Here is a 24,234-nt window from a genome sequence, read left to right on the forward strand (position 1 = left end):
CGCCCCGCCATGAAAATCTACGAAAGCGCGGTCCGCAAACCCATCTCCACGATACTGCTGTTCGTGGGCGTGATAGTCTTCGGACTATACTCGCTGATGAACCTGGCCGTGGACCAATACCCGGAAATCGAAATCCCCCAGATTTCGGTCATCACGATGTATCCGGGAGCCAACGCGGCCGACATAGAAACCAACATAACCCGTGTGCTGGAGGACAACCTCAACACGGTCAACAACCTGAAGAAACTCACCTCCAAGTCGCAGGACAACGTGTCGATGATCACGGTGGAATTCGAGTACGGCTCCGACCTCAACGAAGGGGCCAACGAAATCCGCGACGTGGTGTCGCGCGTGCAGTCGATGCTGCCCGACGACGTGGACTACCCCACGATCTTCAAGTTCTCGACGTCGATGATTCCGGTGATGATGCTGGCGGTGACGGCCGACGAAAGCTATCCGGCGCTCAACAAGATACTGGACGACAAGCTGGTGAACGTACTGAACCGGGTGGACGGCGTAGGCGCCGTGTCGATCGTGGGCGCACCGGAACGCGAAATCCAAGTCAACGTAGACCCGGCCAAGCTGGACGCCTACGGACTGACCGTGGAACAGCTGGGCCAACTTATCGCGGCGGAGAACGTCAACATCCCGAGCGGCACCATCGACATAGGCAACAACACGTTCAACATCAAGGCCGACGGCGAATTCAAACTTTCGGACGAACTGCGCAAGGTGGTGGTCTCGAACGCAGGAGGCCGGACGGTCATGCTGACCGACGTGGCGGAAATCCGCGACACGCTGGAAAAAGCCACGATGGACGAACGCGTGAACGGCAAACGCGGCGTGCGCGTCATCTTCCAGAAACAATCGGGCTCGAACACGGTGAACATCGTTCACGAAATCCAGAACCGCCTGCCGGAAATCCAGCGCTCGCTGCCCAAGGACGTGAAGATGGAACTTATCTACGAAGCGTCGCAGGAAATCACGGACGCCATCGGCTCGCTGTCGGAGACGATCATGTATGCGTTCATCTTCGTGGTGCTGGTGGTGATGATTTTCCTGGGCCGCTGGCGCGCGACGTTCATCATCTGCATGACGATACCCGTGTCGCTGATATGCTCGTTCATCTACCTCTTCGCGACGGGCTCGACGCTCAACATCATCTCGCTCTCGTCGCTCTCGATAGCCATCGGTATGGTGGTGGACGACGCGATTGTGGTGCTTGAGAACATCACGAGCCACATAGAACGCGGCTCGAACCCCAAGGAAGCGGCCATCTATGCGACCAACGAAGTCTGGCTGTCGGTCATCGCGACGACGCTGGTGGTGGTGGCGGTGTTCCTGCCGCTGACGATGGTCCCGGGCATGGCGGGCATTCTGTTCCGCGAGCTGGGCTGGATCGTGACCATCGTGGTCTGCGTCTCGACGACGGCGGCCATCACGCTGACGCCGATGATGTCGGCCTATCTGCTCAAGCTGGAGGGCGGCATCCACGACTACAAAGGCATCGGCATCGTCTACAAACCTATCGACCGCGCGCTGGAATGGCTCGACAATGCCTATGCACGCGCGCTGAACTGGGTAGTGCACCACCGCCGCATCACGTTCGGCTGCATGATGGCGCTGTTCCTGGCGTCGCTGGGGCTGGTGACGCAGGTGCCGACCGAATTCTTCCCGCCCGCGGACAACAGCCGCATCTCGGCGACCGTGAAGCTGGAACAGAACCTCTCGATGGAATACACCGCGCAGGTGGCGCGTCAGATAGACAGCATCCTCTACGAAAAGTATCCGGAAGTGATCATCGTATCGGCCTCGGCAGGCGCCAACTCGTCGGACAACGCCTTCGCGGCGATGCAGACGACGGGTTCGCACATCATCAACTACAACATGCGCCTGACCGACACCGAAGAACGCGACCGCTCGATTTTCGTCATCTCGGACCTGCTGCGCAAGGACCTCGACAACATCCCCGAAGTACGCCAGTACACCGTCACTCCGGGCGGCATGAGCGGCGGCATGAGCGGTTCGTCGACGGCCGACATCAAGGTGTTCGGCTACAACATGGACCAGACCAACGCCATAGCCAACGACCTGAAGGAGAAGCTGGCGGCGCTCGACGGCACACGCGACGTACAGCTCTCGCGCGACGACCTGCGGCCCGAATACAACGTGGTCTTCGACCGTGACCGCCTGGCCTACTACGGCATGAACAGCGCGACGGCGGCCACGGCCGTGCGCAACCGCATCGACGGACTGACGGCCTCGAAATACCGCGAGGACGGCGACGAATACGACATCATCGTCCGCTACGCCGAACCGTTCCGCACGCGGGTCGAGGACGTGGAGAACATCACGCTCTACAACATGCAGGGCCGCCCGGTGAAGCTCAAGGAAGTGGGCAAGGTGCAGGAAGAATACGCCGCGCCGGAAATCCAGCGCGAGAACCGCCAGCGAGTAATCACCGTGCAGTCGACCTTGGGCGCAGGCGTGGCGCTGGGCGACGTGGTAAGCGAAATCGAAGAAATAATTGCAGACTATCCGCTGCCCGACGGCGTGGACCTCGAAATCGGCGGTACGGTCGAAGACCAGGGCGACGCATTCCGCGACCTGCTGACGCTCTTCGTGCTGATCGTGGTGCTGGTCTACATTGTGATGGCCACGCAGTTCGAGTCGCTGAAATTCCCGTTCATCATCATGTTCACCATCCCGTTCGCATTCACGGGCGTGTTCCTTGCGCTGTGGATGACCTCGACGCCGCTGTCGCTCATCGCGCTTATCGGAGCCATCATGCTGGTGGGTATCGTAACGAAGAACGGTATCGTGATGGTGGACTACATGAACCTGCTTATCGAACGCGGCTCGGGGGTATTCGACGCGGTGATTGCGGGCGGCAAGAGCCGTCTGCGTCCGGTGCTGATGACCTCGTTCACCACGGTGCTGGGCATGCTGCCGCTGGCCATCGGCACGGGTGCGGGCTCGGAGACGTGGCAGCCGATGGGTATCGCCGTCATCGGCGGTCTGACTTTCTCGACCATCCTGACGCTCTTCATCGTGCCGGTGCTCTACTCCATCATGGTGAACCGCGCACAGCGCAAGGAGCGCGAAAAACTGGCCCGACTGGCCACCGAACAACAGAGCGGGAACAATTGAGAATTCACAATTCATAATTAAGAATTTTGCTTCTGCCCGGAGTTTTTGCGACAAGCAACTTCGGGCGGAAGCGAAAACGGCAACGATATATGAAAGCAGTATTTTTGTCATACAACCAGGCACTCACCGACCGGGTGAACCGCATATTGGACGAACAGGGCATCCGCGGGTTCACGCGCTGGGCCCTGACCGAAGGCCGCGGCTCGGTGGACGGCGAACCCCACTACGGCACCCACGCGTGGCCCTCGATGAACGCCTCCGTGCTGGCCATCGTGGACGATTCGCAGGTGGCGGCGCTCATGGACGCGTTCCGCGCGATGGACGCCACAACGAAGATGCAGGGCTCCCGGGCCTTCGTCTGGAACATCGAAGGCGGATACTAAGAAGTAGAGAATTCGGTCTGTCATTCTGAGGAGGGGCAAGACGAACCGACGCTCGCAGCATGCGCAGAGACTGCTTGCAGGCTATGTCATGCAAGGAGGAGGTCAACAAGCGCAGCGCAGTTAAGAATCTGTTCCCAAGCCTGCCCCGCATAACAGATTCTTCGCTACGCTCAGAATGACGAATGCAAAGCGCGCAGCCTTGAGGGCCGCGCGCTTTTGTATTTCCATAGGAACCGGCTACCAACCGCCGCCGAGGGCCTTGTAGAGCTGGACCAGCGCGAGATTTTCATCGCGCACGGCGTTGCTCAGCCCTATCTGTGCATCGAAATAGCGGCGCTGGGCGTCGAGCACGTCGATATAATTGATGCTGCCCGACTGATACTGCAACCGGGCCAGCTCGACATACTTGAGGGCGGCATCGCGCGAATGGATTTTCAGCACCGTAGTCTGCCGCAGCTTGCGGTAGGTCGAAATGGCGTCGACGGTCTCCCGGAAGACCTCCAGCACTTTCTGCTCGTAGCCTAAGCGGCTCTCGTCGTAGGCGGCCAAAGCGGCCTTGTAGCGGGCCTTCTTGCGGCCGAACGCGAAAACGGGAGCGGCCAGCTGCCCGGCGACATAGGAAAACGGCGAGCGGAAGAATCCTTTGAGCGCGTCGTTCTCCCAACCGCCCTGCAAGGTGAAGGTGAGCCGCGGAAAACGGTCGGCATAGGCCACGCCGACCGACCCCATGGCCGACCGCAGCCGCTGCTCGGCGGCCCGCACGTCGGGACGCCGCTGCAACAACTGCGAAGGCAGCCCCACGGGCAGCGAATCGGGAACCGAACTCTGCATGTCGACGGCGCGGCGGCGGACAACCTCGCCGGGATAAGCCCCCATCAAGAGACACAGCGCATTCTGAGTGACGCCGATACGGTTTTCCAAATCGGGAATGAGCGCCGCCGTGGAAGCGAACTCCACCTGCGCCTGCCGGTAGACGATTTCGGAAGTCAGACCGCCCTCGAACCGCAGTTTGGCCTTGGCGACCCCCTCGCGGCGCGTTTCGAGCGTGCGGCGGACGATGGCCAGCTCGCTGTCCAGGGCGACGAGCCGGAAATAGGCCGACGCGGCCTCGGCGATGAGGGTCATGCGCATGGCGCGCTCGTCCTCCACTGAAGCGAGCCACTCGGCCTCGCCCTTGCGCTTGGCCCAGCGCAGGTTGCCCCACAAATCGAGCTCCCAGCCGATGGTCGCCTTGAGCCCGAATTCGGGGTCGAGCTTGGAACTCTCGCCATAGTAATCGTTGGTCTCGTGGTCGGCAAGCACGTTGACGCCCAGCGACGGCAGGCGCTCGGCCTTACGGATGCGGTAGAGCTGGCGCATCTGCTCGACGTGCGCGGCGGCGGCGCGGATGTTCCTGTTGTGGTCGAGCGTGCGGCGGATGATGCTGCAAAGCGCGCTGTCGCCGTAGAACCGCCACCACTCCATGTCGGCGAGCGTGAGCGTATCGACGGCACCCGGCACGATGGCCGCGGGCAACCCGAGCTCGGGGGCCTTGCAGTGCCGCACGGCCGAACACGAAACCGCGAACAGCGCGGCGCAGGGGATGAGAAATGAGAGAACCCGTTTCATCGTTTCAATTTTTCTTTCAACCGATAAACCCACACGAAGAAGAACGGCACGAAGATGATGCCGATGGCGATGGCGGCCAGCATGCCGAAGAATACGCCCGTACCGATGCCCTGGCGGCTGGCAGAGCCGGGACCCGACGCGAAGACCAGCGGCAGCAGGCCGAGGATGAACGACAGCGAGGTCATGACGATGGGCCGGAAACGCAGGTGCATGGCGGTCAGGGCCGCCGACACGGCGTCGCGCCCTTTCTCGACCTCCTCCTTGGCGAACTCGACAATCAGAATGGCGTTCTTGGCGACGAGACCTACCAACATGACCAGGCCGATCTGGAAATAGATGTTGTTTTCGAGCCCGCAGACCCAGATGCCCAGATAGGCCCCGAGCCCGGCGACGGGCAGGGAGAGGATGACAGCAACTGGCACCGACCAGCTTTCGTATTGGGCGGCGAGGAACAAGAAGACGAACAACAGCGCCAAGGCGAGAACCAACCCCGTATTGCCGCTCTCGTGCTTCTCCTGGTAGGAAAGACCGCTCCACTCGATGCCGATATTCTCGGGCAGATGCTCGCGGACGATACGCTCCAACGCGCGCATAGCCTGCCCGGAACTATAACCGGGAGCAGCCTCGCCCGTAATGGGAGCAGCGTAGAACATGTTGAACCGCTTGACGTTGCCCGCCCCGGTAGTATAGTGGGTGGTACCGAGCGCCGTGACGGGAATCATGGCCCCGTCGGCCCCGCGGACGAAAAAGAGCCGCAGGTTGTCGCGGTGGGCCCGGTAAGGGGCCTCGGCCTGGATATAGACGCGGTAGATGCGGTTGAACATGTTGAAGTCGTTGACATAGAGCGACCCGGTGAAGGCCTTCATGGTGGAGAAGATGTCCGACATGGGCACCCCCTGCAACCGGGCCTTGTCGCGGTCGACGTCGTAGTAGAGCTGGGGAATGTCGTTCTGCATGGAAGTCGACAGCCCGGCGAGCTCGGGCCGCTCGGCGGCATAGCGCATCAGCGTATCGACGGCCCGCTGCAAATCGGCGTAGGCGGCGTCGCCGCGGGCTTCGAGGACCATCTCGAAACCGCCCGACGACCCCAGGCCGGGGATGATGGCGGGCGTGGAGAGGTAGACCTTGGATTCGGGGTAACGCGAGAACTCGCGCCGCGCCCGCTCCATGACGGCGGCGATGCCGTCGGTCGAACGCTCGTCCCACGGCTTGAGGATAACCGTGAGCTGGCTGCGCGCCTGGTTGGAACCCACGCGGGGGCTGGACCCGGTGACGTTGAGCACGTGCCCGACGTCGGGATCGGCTTGCAGGAACGCAATGGCCCTCTCGGTGACGGCGCGTGTGCGCTCGATGGTAGCCCCCTCGGGCAATTCGAGCTCGACGGTGAAATAACCCTGGTCCTCCTTGGGCATGAAACTCTTGGGAACGAACTCGTTCAAGAGCCAGATGCCGACGAGCGCGACGCCGAAGACGGCGAACATGCGCCGCGAACTGCGGATGGTCTGCGCGACCAACCGCCCATAGAAACGGTTGCCCGTGGCCAAAGCGTAATTGATGGCCCGGAACACGCGGTTCTTGCGCCCGCCCTTGTCGGGCCGGAGGAACGCCGCGCACATGACGGGGCTCAACGTGAGGGCGACGACGGTGGAAATGATGACCGAAACGGCGATGGTGATGGTGAACTGCCGGTAGAGCTGGCCCGTGATGCCGGGCAGGAAACTCACGGGAACGAAGACGGCGCAGAGCACCAGCGACATAGCGATCAACGCGCCGCTGAGGTTGCTCATGGCCTTTTTGGTGGCTTCGTAAGGCGGGAGGCCCTCCTCGTGCATGATGCGGTCGACGTTCTCGACCACCACGATGGCGTCGTCGACCACGATGCCGATAGCGAGAATCAAACCCAAGAGCGTCAGCAGGTTGAGCGAGAAACCGAAAGCGAGCATGACGCCGAAAGTACCGATGAGCGAAATAGGCACGGCGACGACGGGAATCAACGTAGCGCGCCAACTCTGCAACGAAAGGTAGACGACGAGGATGACCAGCAACAGCGCCTCGAACAACGACTGGTAAACGTGGTGGATGGACGACGCGATATAAGTCGTCATGTCGAACGGAACGGCGTAACTGATGCCCTCGGGGAAACTCCGCCCGATCTCCTCCATGGTCTCGCGGACCCGGGCGGCGACTTCCATGGCGTTGGCGCCGGGCAGCATGTTGATGTTGAGCACGGCGGCATTCCCGCCGTCGATGCCGCTTTCGGTCGAATAGGACGACGCTTCGAGCGAAATCCGCGCGACGTCCTTCAGACGGATGATCGACCCGTCGGGGTTGGCGCGCACGACGATCTGCTCGAACTCGCCGACCGACGACAGACGCCCCTGCGCGGTGATGGGAATGGTGACGTCGATACCCTCGATGGGCGCCTCGCCCAACACCCCGGCGGCCGATTCGCGGTTCTGGTCCTTGAGCACCGACTGCAAGTCCTTGACCGTGAGCCCGAGGTCGGCCAACTTGTCGGGCTGAACCCAGATGCGCATGGCGTAATAACGGCTGCCGACGTTGGAGACGCTGCCGACGCCGGGCACGCGGCGCAGGAGGTCGAGCACGTTGAGCGTAGCGTAATTGGAGAGGTAGATTTCGTCGAACTTGGGGTCGGACGACAGCAGAACGATGGTCATGAGCTTGCTGGCGGCCTGCTTCTCTACGGTGATGCCGTTCTGCACGACCTCGGCGGGCAGGCGCGACTCGGCTTTCTTGAGCCGGTTCTGAATGTCGACGGCGGCCAGGTCGGGGTCGGTGGAGATGTCGAAAGTGACCGTGGCGGAAAAACCGCCGGAATTGGAACTCGACGACTCCATGTAAATCATGCCGGGAGTGCCGTTGAGCTCCTGCTCGATGGGCGTGGCAACGGCCTGCGTGACGGTCTGCGCGTCGGCACCGGGATACGATGCGGCGATGCGCACGACGGGCGGGACGATCTGCGGATACTGGTCGACGGGCAGCAGGAACAACCCGATGGCCCCGACGATGACGATGACGATGGAAAGGACCGTCGAAAAAACGGGATGGTCGAGGAAGAAATTGCGCTTCATGGCCTACTCCTCCTCCGTGACGACATCGACCTTGGCCGGCTCGGCGGGCAGAGCCTCGACCTTCATGCCGTGCGACAACTTGTGGAAGCCCTCGACGACAATCCATTCGCCGGGCACCAAACCGCGCTCGATGACGGTGTTGTTGCCCACCTCGGGCCCGGTCTCGACGAAACGCTTCTCGACGACGCTGTCGGGCCGCACGACGTAGATGTAAGCCCCGCCGTTCTCGATGACCAGCGCCTTGGCGGGCACGACGACGGCGTTTTCGCGCACGTCCATCAGCAACTTGACGCGCGTGAACTGCCCGGGCAGAAGAACATGGTCGGGATTGGGCATCTCGGCGCGGACCGAAAAGGTCCCGGTCTTAGGGTCTATCTGCGGGTCGGCGAAATCGACCAGTCCGCGCAGGGGATAGGCCGACCCGTCGGCGAGGGTGACGGTGATGTAGGGGTCCCACGTGCGGGTGGAATCGCGGTGCCCGAGATTGACGTTGCGGGCCTTGGAGCGCAGATATTCGAGCGACGTCATGCTGAAGTCGATACGCACCGTATCGCTCTTGACGACGGTAGCCAAGAGCGACTGCCCTCCGGGTCCGACGAGGGCCCCGATGTCGGCGTTGCGCTCGGAAATGTAACCCGACACCGGCGACCGGACGGTGGTATAACCCAACGTGAGCTCGGCCTGCGTGAGGTCGGCCTCGCAAACGACGACGTCGGCCGCGGCGCTCTCGTAAGCGGCGACGGCATTGTCGAGGTCGAGCTGGCTGGCGGCGTTCTGCTCGTAGAGCGGACGGATACGGTTCAAGTCGCGCTGGGCCTTCAAAGCCTGCGCCCGGGCCTTGTTGAGCTGGGCCCGTGCGCGGTTGGCGCGGGCACGGTAGAGCTGCGGGTCGATGATGAAGAGGGTCTGCCCCTTATTGATATAGGTACCCTCGGCGAAGAGCATCCGTTCGAGGTAACCCTCGACGCGGGCGCGGATTTCGACGAACTGCTGGGCGCGGATACGCCCCACATACTCGCCGTAGACATTGACGTCCTGCGTGACGACGGGCTCGACGGCCACGACGGGCAACATCTCGGCCACGGGCCGGTGCCGCAGCACGTAGACGACCGCGAAGACGCCGAGGACCACGACACAAACCGCCCCTGCGACCCAACGCTTCAACCGCGGCGAAATCCCCCGGAACCACCGGGCCAGGCCGCCGCCCGCCCGCCGCGCATAACCGGCGTAAGTCTGCAACAACAGCTTCTCGGGCCGGATCTCCTTTTGCTGATTCATCATGCACAAATTAATAAGACCGATTCTTTATCTTCTCTGTCGGCACCTGCCGGCCGGAGCTGCAAAAAACAAGCCCCGCATACGACACAACGCCGCAAGGTGCAAAGATATTGCTTTAATTCGGAATTCCTGCGAACAACCTGCTTTTTACATTTCGTCGACAAAAAACACAGCTGAAATCTACTGCCCGACATACAATACGAACCAGTGCGCCGATTATAAAATCAGCGCACTGCTACCGACCGGATTCGACAATCCTATTTCTCTTCCATCATTTTCTTGCGGGAAAAAACTTTCTCCCGACCGCTCAACGCACGCTCCTCGGCCCGACGCTGACGAATACGTCCGATCCAACCCGGACCAATACCGACCGAAAAAAACCAAATCGCCTGGCAGATGCAATAAATAGCAGTCTGACCCGCCAACGAATAAGGTTCGCTATCCGAAACCAAAAAACAACGGTATGCAAAGAACGGCACAAACGAACTCAACAACAAGAAAACAACTTCCTCGCGGCGGCGCCTGACAGAAAAACCGATGCGACGCCAAAACATTACGGACAAAACAAGATTCAATCCGAACATGAACCCGACGATAACCCATGGCGAGAACAAACCCGTTTTTTGATTGCCGCCGACAATCAAAACCGGGACAACGGGCAAAAGCGAATTCAATAAAAACAACCAATAACGTACTTGCATAGCACCGCTATTCCTCTGCTAATCCCCAATCGGGGTTCATTGCGACGATCTCTTGAAAAATCATCTCTTTCAATTCTGTTTCGGATACAGGCTCCGAGCCGTTAATCGTATACATGATTTGACCATCGACACTACTGGTACCTATTTCTAAAATAAGATTCGCAACAGCAGAAATAGCACTTGCAACTCCAGATGCGATGAGCATCTCCTGCCAAAACATCGTCGCATAATACCATCCGGCAGCATAAAAAGCCTTTGCCAAAGCCCAACCGTCTGCACGAACTACTCCCCACAAGAAACTTTTCAGAGTTTTCATCGTACCGATAGAGTGCTCCCAAGCAGATGCATTTTCCGTCCAATATTCCTTTGAATCCTGAAACACGCTATATGTCCCGGCAATAATATCCCTTTCTTCATTATTGCCCTCGCGGTACCAATTCAAATATGCCTGTTTAAGTTTCGATTCTTTCCTGGCATCGCTAAAAGTTTGGGAAGTCAGAATATTATCAACTTCTTCTACATATCCTCGCAAAACAGGAGATAAATCACCGTTTTTATTCAAATCCGCCACAATCGAATAATTCGGATTATCCGTTATGGATTGAGCCAAAGAAAGCACATCCGGCGAAATCGAAACGTTGATATTGCGTTTTATGTGATCGATGGCTTGCTGTCGGGACATGCCTTTCAATCCGGAATTTTTCAAAACAGCAGATTGAATGCCAGCCATTTCCTGTGCAAATGTCGCTGGGGAAACGACAGATCTTGTTGCTGGTTTACGCTTGGATAAATAATCCAAAATATCATCCAAATACAGATTATGATATTTTCCGGCTTCCATCACATAATCCGGCTCATCAATTTCCACCTGCTCGATTTTTTGCTGGCAAGAAATCAAAAACAATGCAAATACAAAAGCTCCAATTTTAATCAAAGTTTTCATAACACATTTTTTTAAGATTAAACACCAATTGTTCCCGCGCAACAAATATAATATATTTTATAACAATATTCAAAATTATTATATTTTTTATAATAAACCGCAAATTAATATATGAATAACCACAATAAACCAATCCAATACACAAATACACACCAACACTCACAATAAACATACATTTGTTTACGAATCATTAACAAATATTAAATAAATTCAAAATCGTCTTACACTTTGCCGAAACGACATCCCGGCTTGGATGGACTTGCGTCATCATCTGCTCCTGCTCGGCAAAGCCTGCAAGCAGTCTCTGCTCTCGCTTATTCGTAAAGTTGCGAATTCTGAATTTTGTTATCTTTGCAACTATGAAACTGACATTCTTGGGCACAGGAACCTCGCAAGGGGTGCCGGTTATCGGGTGCCGCTGCGCGGTATGCCGGTCGGAAGACCCGCGCGACAACCGCCTGCGGACCTCGGCGATGGTCGAGACCGGGGGCAAACGGCTGGTCATCGACGCGGGTCCGGACTTCCGTGCCCAGATGCTCCGCACGGGCGTGCGCCGCATAGATGCCATCCTGCTGACCCACGAACACAAGGACCACACGGGCGGGCTGGACGACGTGCGGGCGTTCAACTTCGTGGACTACCCGCCGACGGTACACCGGGTCGACATCTACGCGGCACCGGCTGCGGCGGCCGTGGTGCGCAAGGACTTCGACTACGCATTCGCGCAGGACAAATACCGCGGAGTGCCGGAAATCGCGCTGCACGAAATCGACCCGGCGCAGCCGTTCGAGGTCCAGGGAGTGCGGATAGTGCCGATAGCCGGGCACCACTCGCCGCGCTTCGGGGTGACGGGATACCGCATCGGGAAACTGGCCTATCTGACCGACTTCAAGACGATAGACGACCGCGAAATCGCGAAGCTGCAAGGCGTAGAAGTGCTGGTAGTCAACGCACTGCGGTTTGCGCCGCACGATTCGCACTTCAACGTCGACGAAGCGCTGGCCCTTATCCGCCGTGTCGGCCCGCGCGAAGCCTACCTGACGCACATGTCCCACGAAATCGGCCTGCACGCGGTGACCGACCCGACCCTGCCGGAAGGGGTGCGCCTGGCATACGACAATCTGCAAACAGAAATAAACGACCCACAATGAAAGACTTTACGAACAAGACCGTCGTAGTGACGGGGGCTTCGTCGGGAATCGGCGAAGCGCTGGCCCGCGAATTCGCGGCGCGCGGCGCGCGGGTGGTCATGGGCGCCCGGAACATACAGAAACTGCAACTCATAGCAGGCGAAATCCGCGCCCGGGGCGGGCAGGCGGCCTACTGCGGGGCGGATGTGACCCGACCGGAAGAATGCCGCGAACTGATCGCGACGGCGGTACGCGAATTCGGCGGAGTGGACGTACTCATCTGCAACGCGGGGCTCTCGATGCGGGCGCTGTTCGACGATGTGGACCTCGAAGTACTGCACCGGCTGATGGATGTGAACTTCTGGGGCACGGTCAACTGCTGCAAATACGCCCTGCCCTACCTCCAGGCGTCGAAAGGCTCGATCGTGGGCGTCTCGTCGGTAGCGGGACTGCACGGACTGCCGGGCCGCACGGGCTACTCGGCGTCGAAGTACGCGATGACGGGATTCCTGGAGACGCTGCGCATCGAAAACCTGAAGAAAGGACTTCATGTGATGATAGCCTGCCCGGGATTCACGGCCTCGAACGTACGCTTCTCGGCGCTGACGGCCGACGGGACGCAGCAAGGCGAGACGCCGCGCAACGAAGCGAAGATGATGACGGCGGCCGAAGTGGCGCGCATCATCGCCAAGGGCGTGCAACGCCGCAAACGCCTGTGCCTGATGGAAGCCGAAGGGCGTGCGACGCACTTGGTGAAGAAATTCGCCCCGGCGTTCCTCGACCGCATGTTCTATATGGTCATGGCCCGCGAACCGGACAGCCCGCTGAAGTAACGAAAGAGCCGCTGCAAAAGCAGCGGCTCTTTCATTGTGCGGAGAACCCTCCTACTTGAAGAAGATGGAGGAAATCTCCTTGTAATTATGCACGCGCTCGATGACGTCGGCGAAGAGGTCGGCGACGGTGAGCACCGTGAACTTGTGCAGGTTCTTATCGGGATTGAGCGGAATGGTATCGGTGACGATGACTTCCTGCAAGGCGCTGTCGTTGATGCGCTCGTAAGCGGGCCCCGAAAGCACGGGGTGCGTGATGGCGGCCCGAACGCTCTTGGCACCGCGCGCCATGAGCATGTCGGCGGCCATGCAGATGGTCCCGGCAGTGTCGATCATGTCGTCGACGATGAGGATGTTGCGCCCCTCGACCTCGCCGATGGCCGTCATCTTGCCGACGACATTGGCCTTGGCGCGCTCCTTATGCGAAATGATGATGGGCGTACCCAACAACTTGGCGTAGGTGTTGGCACGTTTGGCACCCCCCATGTCGGGCGCGGCGATGGAGAGGTCTTCGATATTGAGACTGCGGATATAAGGCACGAAGATGCCGCTGGCATAGAGCGCGTCGACGGGCACGTCGAAGAACCCCTGTATCTGGTCGGCGTGCAGGTCCATGGTCATGATGCGGTCGGCACCCGCGGCCTTGAGCATGTTGGCCACGAGCTTGGCCCCGATGGGCACGCGCGGACGGTCCTTGCGGTCCTGCCGGGCCCACCCGAAGTAAGGCATCACGGCGACGACCTGGTGGGCCGAAGCGCGCTTGGCGGCGTCGACCATCATCAGCAGCTCCATGAGGTTGTCCGTCGGCGGAAAGGTCGACTGGACGATGAAGACCGTGCAGCCGCGTATCGACTCGTTGAAACAGGGCTGGAACTCGCCGTCGCTGAACTGGAGCACCTCGGACTGGCCGACCGTGGTACCGAAGCTGGCGGCGATTTTGGAGGCCAGGTATTCGGATGCGCGGCCCGCGAAAATCTTGATTTTGTGGATTGCCATAGCGGATCGTTGGGTTTAGTGGTGCAAAAGCGTTACAAAAATAGTATAAGAAAACCGAAAAAACGCCCCGGCGAGAGAGTTTTTTCAACAAACGGTCAACCGCCGAGACACTGGCCGATGAACGCGAGGATTTCCTCGCGCCCGGCCCCCTTGGCCGACGAGGAGACGAACATGGGCGGAAACTCCTCCCACTGCTCGGCCAGGGCGCCGCGGAAACGCTCGACGCTGCGCCGGGCCTGGGTCGGCGAGAGTTTGTCGGCCTTGGTGAAGATGATGCCGAACGGCACCCCGTTCTGCCCCAGCATCTCGATGAAACGCAGGTCGATTTTCTGCGGCTCGAGCCGGATGTCGACGAGCACGAACAGGAAATGGAGCTTTTCGCACCGCAGAACGTAATCGGTAATCAGCTTGGAGAACTCGCCGCGCTGGGTCTTGGAAGTGCGGGCGTAGCCGTAGCCGGGCAGGTCGACGAGGTACCACGCCCTGTCGATGCAGAAATGGTTGACCAAGCGCGTCTTGCCCGGCGTACCGGAGACCTTGGCCAACCCGGTGCGATTGGTCAGCATGTTGATGAGCGACGACTTGCCGACGTTGCTGCGGCCGATGAAGGCGATGTCGCGCAAATCGTCCTTGGGCACCTGCGAAATGCGCTCGGACGAACACTTGAATTCGGCTTGGGAAATCTGCATGATTTTTTCGATTGACTGCTCAAAGATAGACTCTTCGTCGCTGCGCTCCTCAGAATGACAAAGGGAGGGGCTCTTCAGAATGACAACCAGGATAGCAACGGCCTTTATCCATTAATAATCCGGCGGACGGCAGCGTCGACATCGCGGAACAGCTGCGGGAGGTCGACCCCGAGCAACCGCCGCCCCTCGACGAGCACGCGCCCGTCGACGACGACCGTTTCGACGTCGGACGCCTTGCCGCAATAAACAAGGTTGGAAACCACGTCGTGAAGGGGCTGGAGGTGGGGTTTCTGCAAATCGACCACGATGAGGTCGGCCAAAGCCCCCTCCTGCACGATGCCGAGCTCGCCCTCGCGGCCCATGGCCCGGGCCCCGTTGACCGTGGCCATGCGCAACGCCTCGTAAGCGGGCAGCGCGAGCGGGTCGGCCGTGGCCGACTTCTGCAAGAAAGCCGCCGTGCGCAGCTCCTCGAACATGTCGAGGTCGTTGTTGGAACAAGGTCCGTCGGTAGCGACGGTGACGAGCGCCCCGGCCCGGAGCATCTGCTGCACGGGCGCCACGCCGCTTGAAATCTTCATGTTGCTCTGCGGATTGTGCGACACGGTGACGCCGCGTTCGGCCAGGATGGCTATCTCCTCGTCGTCGATCCACACGCAGTGGGCGCCGATGGTCCGCTTGTCGAGCAGCCCCAGCGAATCGAGGTAACGGACCGGAGTGGTGCCGTAACGCTCGCGCAGAATGGCGGTTTCGTCCTGCGTCTCGGCGATATGGGTCATCAGATGCAGGCCGAGCTTATCGGCCAGCGCCTTGCCGCGCGTGAGGTTGTCGGCCGAAACGGTATAAGCCGCGTGGGGAGCCACGGCGATGCGGATGCGGTCGCGTCCGGCGGCGAGCCGGGCGGCCTCCTCGATCTGCGGCATGACCTCCCCGACGTTGGTGTCGAAGTAATTGCACCCGAGCATGGCGCGGATACCGAGCCTGTCGACCGTCTCGACGCAGCGGTTCTCGAAGTAATACATGTCGACGAACGACGTGACGCCGCCCAACAGCATCTCGGCGATGCCGAGGGTCATGCCCAGCACCACGTCGTCGGCCGTCTGCCGGGCCTCGAAAGGCCATATACGGTCGTGGAGCCACGCCATGAGGGGGATGTCGTCGGCATAACTGCGCTGCAAGGTCATGGCGGCGTGGCAATGGGTGTCGACGAGCCCGGGCATGAGGAGCCTGCCGCGGCAATCGAAGACCCGGGCGTCGGGATGCGCGAGCCGGAAAGCGGTTTCGGCCGCGGGGTCGGCGGAGACCAGCGCGATGCGGTTGCCGACGACGCCGACGGAACCGCAAAAAGTGTGCGGCTCACTGCCTGTCATCGGCAGGACGGTGGCATTGGAGAAGAGAAGTACTGACATAGCAGCATCAAGATAAAATTCGCAACGGCTGAACACCGGTATCCGTTTGCAGGAATTTCCGCCCCGAACGATGTTACATTTCGGAATGACGGCCTATGCGACTTAATTATTCATTATTAACTATTCACTCTATGGAATTGCCCTGCACGGTTATCACCTCGCGGCCCGTGACGGAATTGGAATAAATCTGCAAGACCTTGCTGAAAGTCCCGGGCTCGCTTTTGAGCGGCTCGTAAGTGACGCGGATAACCCCCTCGCCGCCGGGCGGAACGGGCCGCTTGGGAAACGTGGCCTTGAAACACGAACACGAAGTGAGCACGCGGACGATGACCAGCGGAGCCGAACCCTCGTTGCGGAAGACGAAATCGTGCACGAGACTGCCGCCCTTACGCGCGACATCGCCGAAATTATGCGCGGCGACGGGCAGGACGAGCCGGGCCCCCTGCTTCTCGGCAGGCTGTTCGCACGGCGTCTGAGCCCGGCCGGGAAAAGCCCCTCCGAGCAAAAGGACGAAAACGAGTAAAAACCGAAACAACTTCATAACGGAAATCATTGCATGCTGAAAACATAAGTAATCGTACCGCCCTGCACGGCGGCGCTGCTCTCGGTGAACCGGGCCTTGCGCGCGGCGGCGAGGGCGGCCTCGATGAGCCCGGGGTCGCCGACGGTCGACCCTTTGGGCTCGAAGGCGGCGCTGGTGACGTTGCCTTTGGGCCCCACGACCACCCGCACAACGATCTTGCCGCTCCGGTCGCCGGGATAAGCGGGCCGCGGCAGATTGCCGACCAGACCGCGCCCCTGCAAACCCTTGTCGACCTGATCGAGCCCCTCGTAACTCGACCCGGGGCCCTGCCCGGCGTCCTGCTGCCACCCCTCGCGCACGTGGGGATTGCCGGTATCGGCGGGCTCGGTGCCGCTCTTGTTCATATTGAAGAGGGCACGCGGATTGGGCGAGCGGGAAACCTGCGCGTCGCCGGAGACCTGGGCCGAACGCTCGACGTTGGAGGGCTCGTCGTGCGTCCTCGGCTCGGCGGCGGCCTCGGTGGGCCGGGGACGCTCGGGCTGCGGCTCGACGAACTCGACGAAGATGGTGTCGGCGGGCCGGACCGTCACGGCGAAACCGAACGACACCCACCAAAAGGCGGCTGCCAGCCCGGCGGCGTAACACACCAGCGCCGCAATCGCCGCCCACCGGGGCACCCTGTCGCGGGAATCGGGAAACATGCTTAATTAGCTGTTGTCGCCAGAATCAGGCGATACCCGTTTCTGTTGACGATATTCATAACCTTGACAACCTCGTCGACAGCCACCGTCTTGTCGCAGTGCAGCGACACGGTAGGCTCCTTCTGCCCTTCGAGCCGCGACTGCAAAGCCTGCTCTACGCCCTGCAAACCGTCGACCCGCTCCAGCTCGACGTAATAATTGTAGGCCGTGCCGACCTGCTGGATGGAGACCGTGGTGACGGCCTTGTCCTTGAGCTGGTTGGAGCTTTTGGGCAACATGAGCTTCAGGGCGTTGGGGTTGATGAGCGTTGTGGCAATCAACAGAAACAACAGCAAGAGGAACATGAGGTCGGTCATGGACGAAGCCGAAAACGACTTGTCGACCTTGGAACCGTGTTTGATGGCCATGACGAACTACTTTTGAACGGGCTGGTTGAGAATGTCCATGAACGCGATGGAATTGGCCTCCATCTGGAACACGAGCTTCTCGATGCGTGCGACGAGATAATTATAGCCGAAATAAGCAGGGATGCCGACGATAAGACCCATGACCGTGGTGACCATGGCGACGTACATGCCGCTCGAAAGCAGCCCGAGGTCGACGGTACCGCCTGCGGCCGACATGTCCATGAACGTGCGGACCATGCCGAGCACCGTGCCGAGGAAACCGATCATCGGAGCGCCGCCGGCGATAGTGGCCAGGAACGGCAGACCGTTTTCGAGCTTGGAAACCTCCAGATTGGCGACGTTCTCGATGGCGGTCTGCACGTCGCTCATGGGCCGCCCGATACGCCCGATGCCCTTCTCTATCATGCGGGCGATGGGGGTATCGGTCTTGCGGCACAAGCTCACGGCGATGGCAATCTTGCCGTCGGAAATGTAATCGCGGATGCGGTTCATGAAATTCATGTCGAGGACCGAAGCGCGGCGGATGGCCAGAAAACGCTCGACGAAGATGAAAATCGTCACGCCGCCCAGCACCAACAAGGGCCACATCAACCAACCGCCCTTGACGAACAAGGTCCACAACCCCATGCGGGTCTCCTCACTGATGGCCGCCGCCCCGGCAGCCTGCAAAAAACGAATCATAACGTAGTGAAATTTATTTAAGTTTTTTCCTTATCTGTCGAATTCGATGTCGTCCTCCTCGATGGGCTCCTCGTCGAACCCCGGCTCGGGCGGGTTCTCCCGCGCAGCCAGTGCGGCCTGTTCCGCCCTTTCGGCGCGGCGCGCGGCACGGCGGGCCTGCCGCTGCTTGTTGGTGAAACGCTCGCGGACGCGGCGCCGCAGGTCGCGGAAATTGTTGAAGTCCTCCTTATAATAGACACCGATGCCGGTCTCCTGCAAACCCTGGTTCTCGTCGAAACGGTCGATGGTCTGGGTGAAAGCCTTGAGCTTGAGGGCTCCGGCCCGGTCGATGAGATAGGTCACATAGGCCTCGCCCATGAAGTTGGAGACGGAATTGTTGACCGCCTGCTTGTTGTCTATCAAGTAATTGCCCTCGACCTCGACGAGCAGCCGGTCGTCGATAAGGCTCTTGGAGAGCCCGAAATCGACCTCCTCGCCCGTGAGCTCGGACTTGGGCCGGTAGCGGATCATCAGGTTGTAGTCGCTCATCGAAAGCCAGTTGCTCAACTGGTTGGAGAGGAACTCCAGCCCCGTGGCCGCCGAGACCGAAGCGCCGATGTCGGAACCCGATGCGGCGTTGTTCTCGGCCAGGAAGCTGTTGAACAACAACAGGTAGAGGAACTGCATGTTGGTCGATTCGGGCGTGGCCAGCGCATTGGCTATCAGCGTCTGCGTCTCGGGGTCGGACGAAGGCACATGGACCTCGAAGCCGACCGACGGATTGGAGAGCCGGTCGCCGAGGTGGATGACGCACTCGACGGGCACCGACCGGTCGGTGCCGGCCTTGTTCTCGGCTGTGTTCTGGAACAACTGCTGCAACAGCGGTTGCAGCGACGCCTTGAGCTTGTAGACGGCATTGATGTCGAGCATGGCGTTCATCGGCGCCCCGGTCCACTGGATAGTGGAACCGTTCTCGATGGTGAAGCGCTTGTTGATGATATTTTGCAGCGAAAGCTGGTAGGTACCCTCGCGGATGGTGTAGTCGCCGTACATCTCGAAAACGTTGGACCGCGGGTCGATCTGGAGGTTGAGCGTACCCTCGCCGCGCGCCCGGACGGCGTTGCCCGACACGGCGATCTCGACCTCCACGTTGGGCCGCACGTCGAGCGCAAGGGCGATGTTCATGCGGCTGTCCTGCTTGTCCTTGCGGTCGCGGCGCCGCTCGAACAGCATCTTCTTGCGCATGACCTTGTCGAGCGTATCGACCTCGGCGGGCTTCTCGAAGACGACGAAATCGGCGTAGGAGATATTGGACTTGCTGGAAAGCGGCATCGAGAAGAACGAATCGTCGTCGGTGCGGGCGGCGATGTCCATGCTGACCTGCCCCTTGTCGCCCGCGATGCGGGCCATGCCGGACGCGTAGACGCGCCCGAAGAAGAAGTCGTTGTCGTCGGCCGTGGTGTTGAGCACCAGCATTTCGTCGGGCGCCACCCGCAGGTCGTAGGCGATGTTGGAAAGGTGCTGAAGATTGAGGTCGACATCGAGCCGCCCGCGGTTGCCCTCGGGGTCGTAGACCGGGACGTTCGCGGCCCGGAAACGGTTGCCCCTGACGTCGAGCACGGCTTCGGGCACGCGGTAGCGCACCTGCGTGAAGTCGACCGTCGTAGCGAGCCCCCGGGCGCGTATCTGCCCGGTAAGTTCGGCCTTGCGGCGCTCGCCCTGCACGACGAGCTCGGCCGACGCAATCCCCTCGGTCGACGAAACGACCCCCGCAAGCACCGGGTCGAGCAACCCCATATCGAGACTGTCGACGTTCATGCGGGCGTAATAGCGCATCCGGTCGGGGGCGAAGTACCCCCGCACGAGCGTATCGTGCTTGGCCCGGTTGAGCACCGTCATGCGGGCGCGGCTGCGGGCGAAGTCCCAGCGCGAAACCAACCTCAGCGGCGGCCCGGGGATGTCGTTGACCTCTAAGGAATCGACCTCGATGTCGGCATGGAACTCCCCGCCGCGCAGCACGGACTTCATGGTAGCCCCGCCGTTGGTGCGCCCCTCGACCAGGTAGCCCATCCGCTCGACGATCTGCGAGAGAGGAGCGATGTCGAAATTGTGCAGGCGCAGCGTGAGCGAATCGTCGCGGCTGCGCGAAGCGACGCCGTCGAGCAGGAGACTCTGATTGCGGTGGGAGACGAAGAAACGGTCGATAAGCACGCGGGAGGTGTCTATCTGAATGCGGTTGGCGAAAATCTGCCACCGCTTGTCGTCGCGCGTGATGTGCGAGGGCAGAATCCGCAGGTCGACGACCCGTCCGCCGTCGCTCCGGTCGTCGGCCTCGGCGCGCACGCTCACCAACCCCGAAAAACGCCGCAGGGAATCCTCGAATCCGGTCGAAAGCTGCATGCGGTTCTGCTTGGCCCCGCCCATGACCGAAAAATGGGGCAGGTGGAGCGGTCCGGCGTAGAGGTCCTCGGCCGAACCGTAGACGGTGAGCGAATCGCCGCGGTTGGACGCATTGATGTTCAGCCGCGTAGCCAACAGCCGCTTGCGCTCGATGAATTCCGAATCGGCCTTGAGCGAAAGCTGGTCGCTGGCGGGGTTGAAGAGCAGCTGCAACGACGACCCGTCGGCAATCTGCAATCCCGACGACACGGCGTCGGCCACGGGATTGAAATCGCGGATATAGACCGACAGGAGCGAATAATCGTCGGGCACGGCGGTTTCGTGCGTCGCGGACCGGGCGCCCCGCCGCTCCTTGCCGAGCAGGGGCAGGTATTTCCAGGCGCTCTGGCGCAGGTACTCGAAGACGGTGCGGTAGCTGGTCTTGGACCGGAACGTGACGTCGGCGAAGTCCGAACGCAGTTCGATGAACTTGCTGTGGGCCGAATTCTCGCCCGTGACCACAGCGCTGCGGGTCTCGACGACCTTGTCGTTGTAGCGGTAGGACGCGTCGGTGACGCGGATAACGCCGTTCAGGTCGTCGAGCGTCCGCCCTCCGGCGTTGGCCTCGACCCGGGCGGCGAGCACCGACACCGAATCGCGCTGATTGACGTGCAGCGCCGCCAGGTCGGCACGCCGCAGGTCGAGCGTGAAATCGTAATGGGGAACGGCGCCGTTGAAGTCGACGGCTCCGGCGAAATCGAAATCGAGGTTGGGGTCGCGCGCCGTGACCAGGCCGTCGAACCCGCGGTTGCGCAGACGGCCGTCGAGCCGGAGCGAATCGTAGGTATAGCCCCGGAACTCCAGCTGCGACACGTTGCCGACGACCATGGCGTCGGTCACTCCCCGGCCCACCGACCCGTTGACGGCGGCGGTGAGCGTGGCATCGCCCAGCAGGCTGCGGCGGCCGAGCAGCTCGCCCAGCCGGAAGCGCCGGGCCGAGAGATCGCCCTGCAACGCACTGCGCCCGCCCCCGAGGGGCTTCATGGCGAGGTTCAGGTCGACATTGCCTACCCCCGTGGCGAGTGCGGCCCGGAGGTCGAACGACGAAAGCAGGCCGCTGAAACGGGCGTTAAGCCCGAACCGCCCGGCCCGGCCGAGCATGGCGGAGAGCGCGGAGGGCAGCTCCGTATGCCCGATGTTGCGGGCCAGCAACTCCATCTCGTCAGCCGTGGTGACGAGCCGCGGAATGTCCAGCTCGAAGCGTGTACGGCGGATGTCGGGCAGTCCGGTTATCTTGGCCGTGGCCGCGAGCGAAGTGCCCGTGCCGATGCGCATGTTGCGGAGCTCGGCCTCGAAATCGGCGACCGTGCCGGTGAAATCGGCGTTGACTTCGCTGAAAAGCGTATGCCACCCACGGAGCTGCGGCGCGAAGAAAGCCAGGTCGTCGGACGAAAGCGAAGAATGGCGCAAGGCTCCGTCGAGCTGCACCTCGCCGATGAAATTCTTGTAGTCCGCCCACGAATTGCCGACCAGCGACACATAGGGAATCGACAGGTGCGACCGGGCGGTGAGGATGGTGGTCTCCTCGAACCCAAGACACCCGCTGACCAGGTAGAACCGCCCCGACAGGCGGTCGAGAACGAACCCGCTGCGCTCGCGCGCCGAAAGGGAGGCGATGGTGGCGTAGATGGTGTAGCCGTCGATGGTGAAGTCGTCGACGTAGGCGGTCATGTCCGAGAGGTGCATGTGGCCGAAGTCGATGCCGTAGGGGGGATTGCGGTGCTGCTGCCGCTCAAGGCACAGCTCCATGCCGACGATGGAAGCCTTGCGCAGCGCGAGGTTGAAATTGCCTTTCTTGGGACGGTCGGGGTCCGAAAGCCGGCTGACGATCTGCCGGATGTTCATCCCGCCGTCGGGGGTCTCGCGCAGGCAGAGCTTGGCGCCGGAAATCTCGGCACGGCTGAAGACGAGCCCGCCGCCGAAAATCCCGAGCCGGGTGAGGTAGGCATCGAGCCGGTCGACGTAAAGGAGCGTATCGCGCTGGTAATCCTCGACATAGAAACCCTCTATCTTGGCCTTGCCGAACCACCCGATGTCGACGTGCCGGATGGCGACCGTGGTTTCCAGCTTGGAAGAGACGACCCCGGCGGCCTTGTGCACGACGAAGTTCTGCACGGCGGGAACGCCCAGCAGCAACGACAGGGCAAAAGGGAGCAAGACGACCGTCAGAACGATCGCCAGCAACACCTTTCCCAATATTTTTATACCTTTGTGCACGAATAGCCGTTATAACCTGCAAATTTAACTATTATTGGTTAAAAAACGAAAAACCCGATGGATATTACCATACTCGGCATCGAATCCTCGTGCGACGACACCTCGGCCGCCGTGCTGCGCAACAACGTCCTGCTGTCGAACGTCATCGCCTCGCAGGCCGTACACGTGAAGTACGGCGGAGTGATTCCCGAACTGGCGTCGCGCGCCCACCAACAGAACATCGTCCCGGTAGTGGACACGGCGCTGCGGGAAGCGGGCGTCGGAATCGGCGACGTGGACGCCATCGCCTTCACGCGCGGCCCCGGACTGGTGGGCTCGCTCCTGGTGGGCGTGTCGTTCGCCAAAGGGCTCTCCATAGCGGGCAACATCCCGATGGTCGAGGTCAACCACCTGCAAGGCCACATCCTGTCGCACTTCATCGACCTGCCGGACCGGACGCTGCCCCACCCCGAATTTCCGTTCCTGTGTCTTTTGGTAAGCGGCGGCCACACGCAGATCGTCCGGGTAGATTCGCCGCTGGCGATGGAAATCATCGGCACGACCATCGACGACGCAGCAGGCGAAGCCTTCGATAAGTGTGCCAAAGTGATGGGACTCCCCTACCCGGGCGGCCCGGTCATCGACAGGCTGGCCAAGGAGGGCGACCCCGAAGCGTTCCGTTTCGCCCGGCCCCGCATCGAGGGGCTCGACTACTCCTTCTCGGGGCTGAAGACCTCGTTCCTCTACACGCTGCGCGACCGCGTGGCGGCCGACCCTGAATTCATCGAGCGCCGCAAGGCCGACCTTTGCGCGTCGCTGCAACACACGATTGTGAGCATCCTGCTGGACAAACTCGTCAAAGCGTCGAAGCAAACGGGCATCCGCGACATTGCCATAGCGGGCGGCGTATCGGCCAACTCGGGCCTGCGCGACGGCATCGTAGCCGAAGGGCGGAAGCGCGGCTGGCGGACGTTCCTGCCGGAATTCAAGTTCACGACCGACAACGCCGCGATGATTGCCATGGCGGGCTACTACCGCTATCGCAACGGCGAATTCTCGACCCTCGACGTCGCGCCCGAAGCACGGCTGGAGGAGCTGTAGC

The 24,234-nt window shown here is 60.8% G+C and carries 18 protein-coding genes; 5 read left to right on the top strand and 13 right to left on the bottom strand.

All coding sequences use genetic code 11. The features are described 5' to 3' along the window. Positions 1-9 precede the first annotated feature (9 nt). Together NFR47_RS07655 and NFR47_RS07660 are read left to right on the top strand one after the other, a co-directional pair. Positions 10-3,150 (top strand): efflux RND transporter permease subunit, encoded by a 3,141-nt coding sequence (locus tag NFR47_RS07655; RefSeq protein WP_251214987.1) that lies wholly within the window; start codon positions 10-12, stop codon positions 3,148-3,150. 89 nt (positions 3,151-3,239) lie between these two features. Beyond that, positions 3,240-3,533 (top strand): PG0541 family transporter-associated protein, encoded by a 294-nt coding sequence (locus NFR47_RS07660; protein ID WP_251214988.1) that lies wholly within the window; start codon positions 3,240-3,242, stop codon positions 3,531-3,533. A gap of 237 nt (positions 3,534-3,770) precedes the next feature. Here NFR47_RS07660 and NFR47_RS07665 read toward each other — a convergent pair whose 3' ends face one another. The 5 genes from NFR47_RS07665 to NFR47_RS07685 form a co-directional block, all read right to left on the bottom strand. Next, positions 3,771-5,141 carry a TolC family protein gene (locus NFR47_RS07665; RefSeq protein ID WP_251214989.1) on the bottom strand — a complete coding sequence of 457 codons (1,371 nt, stop codon included), beginning with the start codon at positions 5,139-5,141 and terminating at the stop codon, positions 3,771-3,773. Next, positions 5,138-8,233, bottom strand: coding sequence for an efflux RND transporter permease subunit (locus tag NFR47_RS07670; protein WP_251214990.1), 3,096 nt, complete (start codon positions 8,231-8,233; stop codon positions 5,138-5,140). The genes NFR47_RS07665 and NFR47_RS07670 overlap by 4 nt, the downstream gene beginning before the upstream one ends. Positions 8,234-8,236: 3 nt before the next feature. After that, positions 8,237-9,514, bottom strand: a complete 1,278-nt coding sequence (locus NFR47_RS07675) for an efflux RND transporter periplasmic adaptor subunit (protein ID WP_251214991.1) — start codon at positions 9,512-9,514, stop codon at positions 8,237-8,239. 254 nt (positions 9,515-9,768) lie between these two features. Then, a complete protein-coding gene (locus NFR47_RS07680; RefSeq protein WP_251214992.1) occupies positions 9,769-10,212 on the bottom strand; it encodes a hypothetical protein in 444 nt (147 codons plus the stop codon). Positions 10,213-10,219: 7 nt separating this feature from the next. Continuing rightward, positions 10,220-11,155 carry a hypothetical protein gene (locus tag NFR47_RS07685; RefSeq protein WP_251214993.1) on the bottom strand — a complete coding sequence of 312 codons (936 nt, stop codon included), beginning with the start codon at positions 11,153-11,155 and terminating at the stop codon, positions 10,220-10,222. A gap of 359 nt (positions 11,156-11,514) precedes the next feature. Here NFR47_RS07685 and NFR47_RS07690 point away from each other — a divergent pair, with 359 nt between their 5' ends. Both NFR47_RS07690 and NFR47_RS07695 read left to right on the top strand, forming a co-directional pair. Beyond that, on the top strand, positions 11,515-12,306 hold the full coding sequence (locus NFR47_RS07690; protein ID WP_251214994.1) for an MBL fold metallo-hydrolase: 792 nt from the start codon (positions 11,515-11,517) through the stop codon (positions 12,304-12,306). After that, a complete protein-coding gene (locus NFR47_RS07695; RefSeq protein WP_251214995.1) occupies positions 12,303-13,118 on the top strand; it encodes an SDR family oxidoreductase in 816 nt (271 codons plus the stop codon). The genes NFR47_RS07690 and NFR47_RS07695 overlap by 4 nt, the downstream gene beginning before the upstream one ends. 51 nt (positions 13,119-13,169) lie before the next feature. Here the strand turns inward: NFR47_RS07695 and NFR47_RS07700 are convergent, their stop codons facing one another. From NFR47_RS07700 to NFR47_RS07735, 8 genes are all read right to left on the bottom strand, one after another. Further along, positions 13,170-14,111 (bottom strand): ribose-phosphate diphosphokinase, encoded by a 942-nt coding sequence (locus NFR47_RS07700; protein ID WP_251214996.1) that lies wholly within the window; start codon positions 14,109-14,111, stop codon positions 13,170-13,172. Positions 14,112-14,206: 95 nt separating this feature from the next. Further along, positions 14,207-14,800 carry a ribosome biogenesis GTP-binding protein YihA/YsxC gene (gene yihA, locus NFR47_RS07705; RefSeq protein WP_251214997.1) on the bottom strand — a complete coding sequence of 198 codons (594 nt, stop codon included), beginning with the start codon at positions 14,798-14,800 and terminating at the stop codon, positions 14,207-14,209. 104 nt (positions 14,801-14,904) lie between these two features. Next, positions 14,905-16,206: an amidohydrolase gene (locus tag NFR47_RS07710; protein ID WP_251214998.1), complete on the bottom strand. Its 1,302-nt coding sequence runs from the start codon at positions 16,204-16,206 to the stop codon at positions 14,905-14,907. Between the two features lie 124 nt (positions 16,207-16,330). Then, positions 16,331-16,747 carry a DUF1573 domain-containing protein gene (locus NFR47_RS07715; protein WP_251214999.1) on the bottom strand — a complete coding sequence of 139 codons (417 nt, stop codon included), beginning with the start codon at positions 16,745-16,747 and terminating at the stop codon, positions 16,331-16,333. Between the two features lie 8 nt (positions 16,748-16,755). Then, positions 16,756-17,430 (bottom strand): TonB family protein, encoded by a 675-nt coding sequence (locus NFR47_RS07720; RefSeq protein WP_251215000.1) that lies wholly within the window; start codon positions 17,428-17,430, stop codon positions 16,756-16,758. Positions 17,431-17,432: 2 nt separating this feature from the next. Further along, positions 17,433-17,837, bottom strand: a complete 405-nt coding sequence (locus NFR47_RS07725; protein ID WP_251215001.1) for an ExbD/TolR family protein — start codon at positions 17,835-17,837, stop codon at positions 17,433-17,435. 6 nt (positions 17,838-17,843) lie between these two features. Further along, complete coding sequence (locus tag NFR47_RS07730; protein WP_251215002.1) at positions 17,844-18,518, bottom strand: MotA/TolQ/ExbB proton channel family protein; 675 nt, start codon at positions 18,516-18,518, stop codon at positions 17,844-17,846. Positions 18,519-18,548: 30 nt separating this feature from the next. Continuing rightward, positions 18,549-23,123 carry a translocation/assembly module TamB domain-containing protein gene (locus tag NFR47_RS07735; RefSeq protein ID WP_338022849.1) on the bottom strand — a complete coding sequence of 1,525 codons (4,575 nt, stop codon included), beginning with the start codon at positions 23,121-23,123 and terminating at the stop codon, positions 18,549-18,551. Positions 23,124-23,210: 87 nt separating this feature from the next. On the opposite strand from NFR47_RS07735, the gene tsaD reads away from it, so the two are divergent. Beyond that, complete coding sequence (gene tsaD / locus NFR47_RS07740; RefSeq protein ID WP_251215004.1) at positions 23,211-24,233, top strand: tRNA (adenosine(37)-N6)-threonylcarbamoyltransferase complex transferase subunit TsaD; 1,023 nt, start codon at positions 23,211-23,213, stop codon at positions 24,231-24,233. The last annotated feature ends 1 nt before the right edge of the window (position 24,234 follow it).

This window comes from Alistipes muris, from assembly GCF_943193205.1.
GTDB classification, from domain to species: domain Bacteria; phylum Bacteroidota; class Bacteroidia; order Bacteroidales; family Rikenellaceae; genus Alistipes; species Alistipes muris.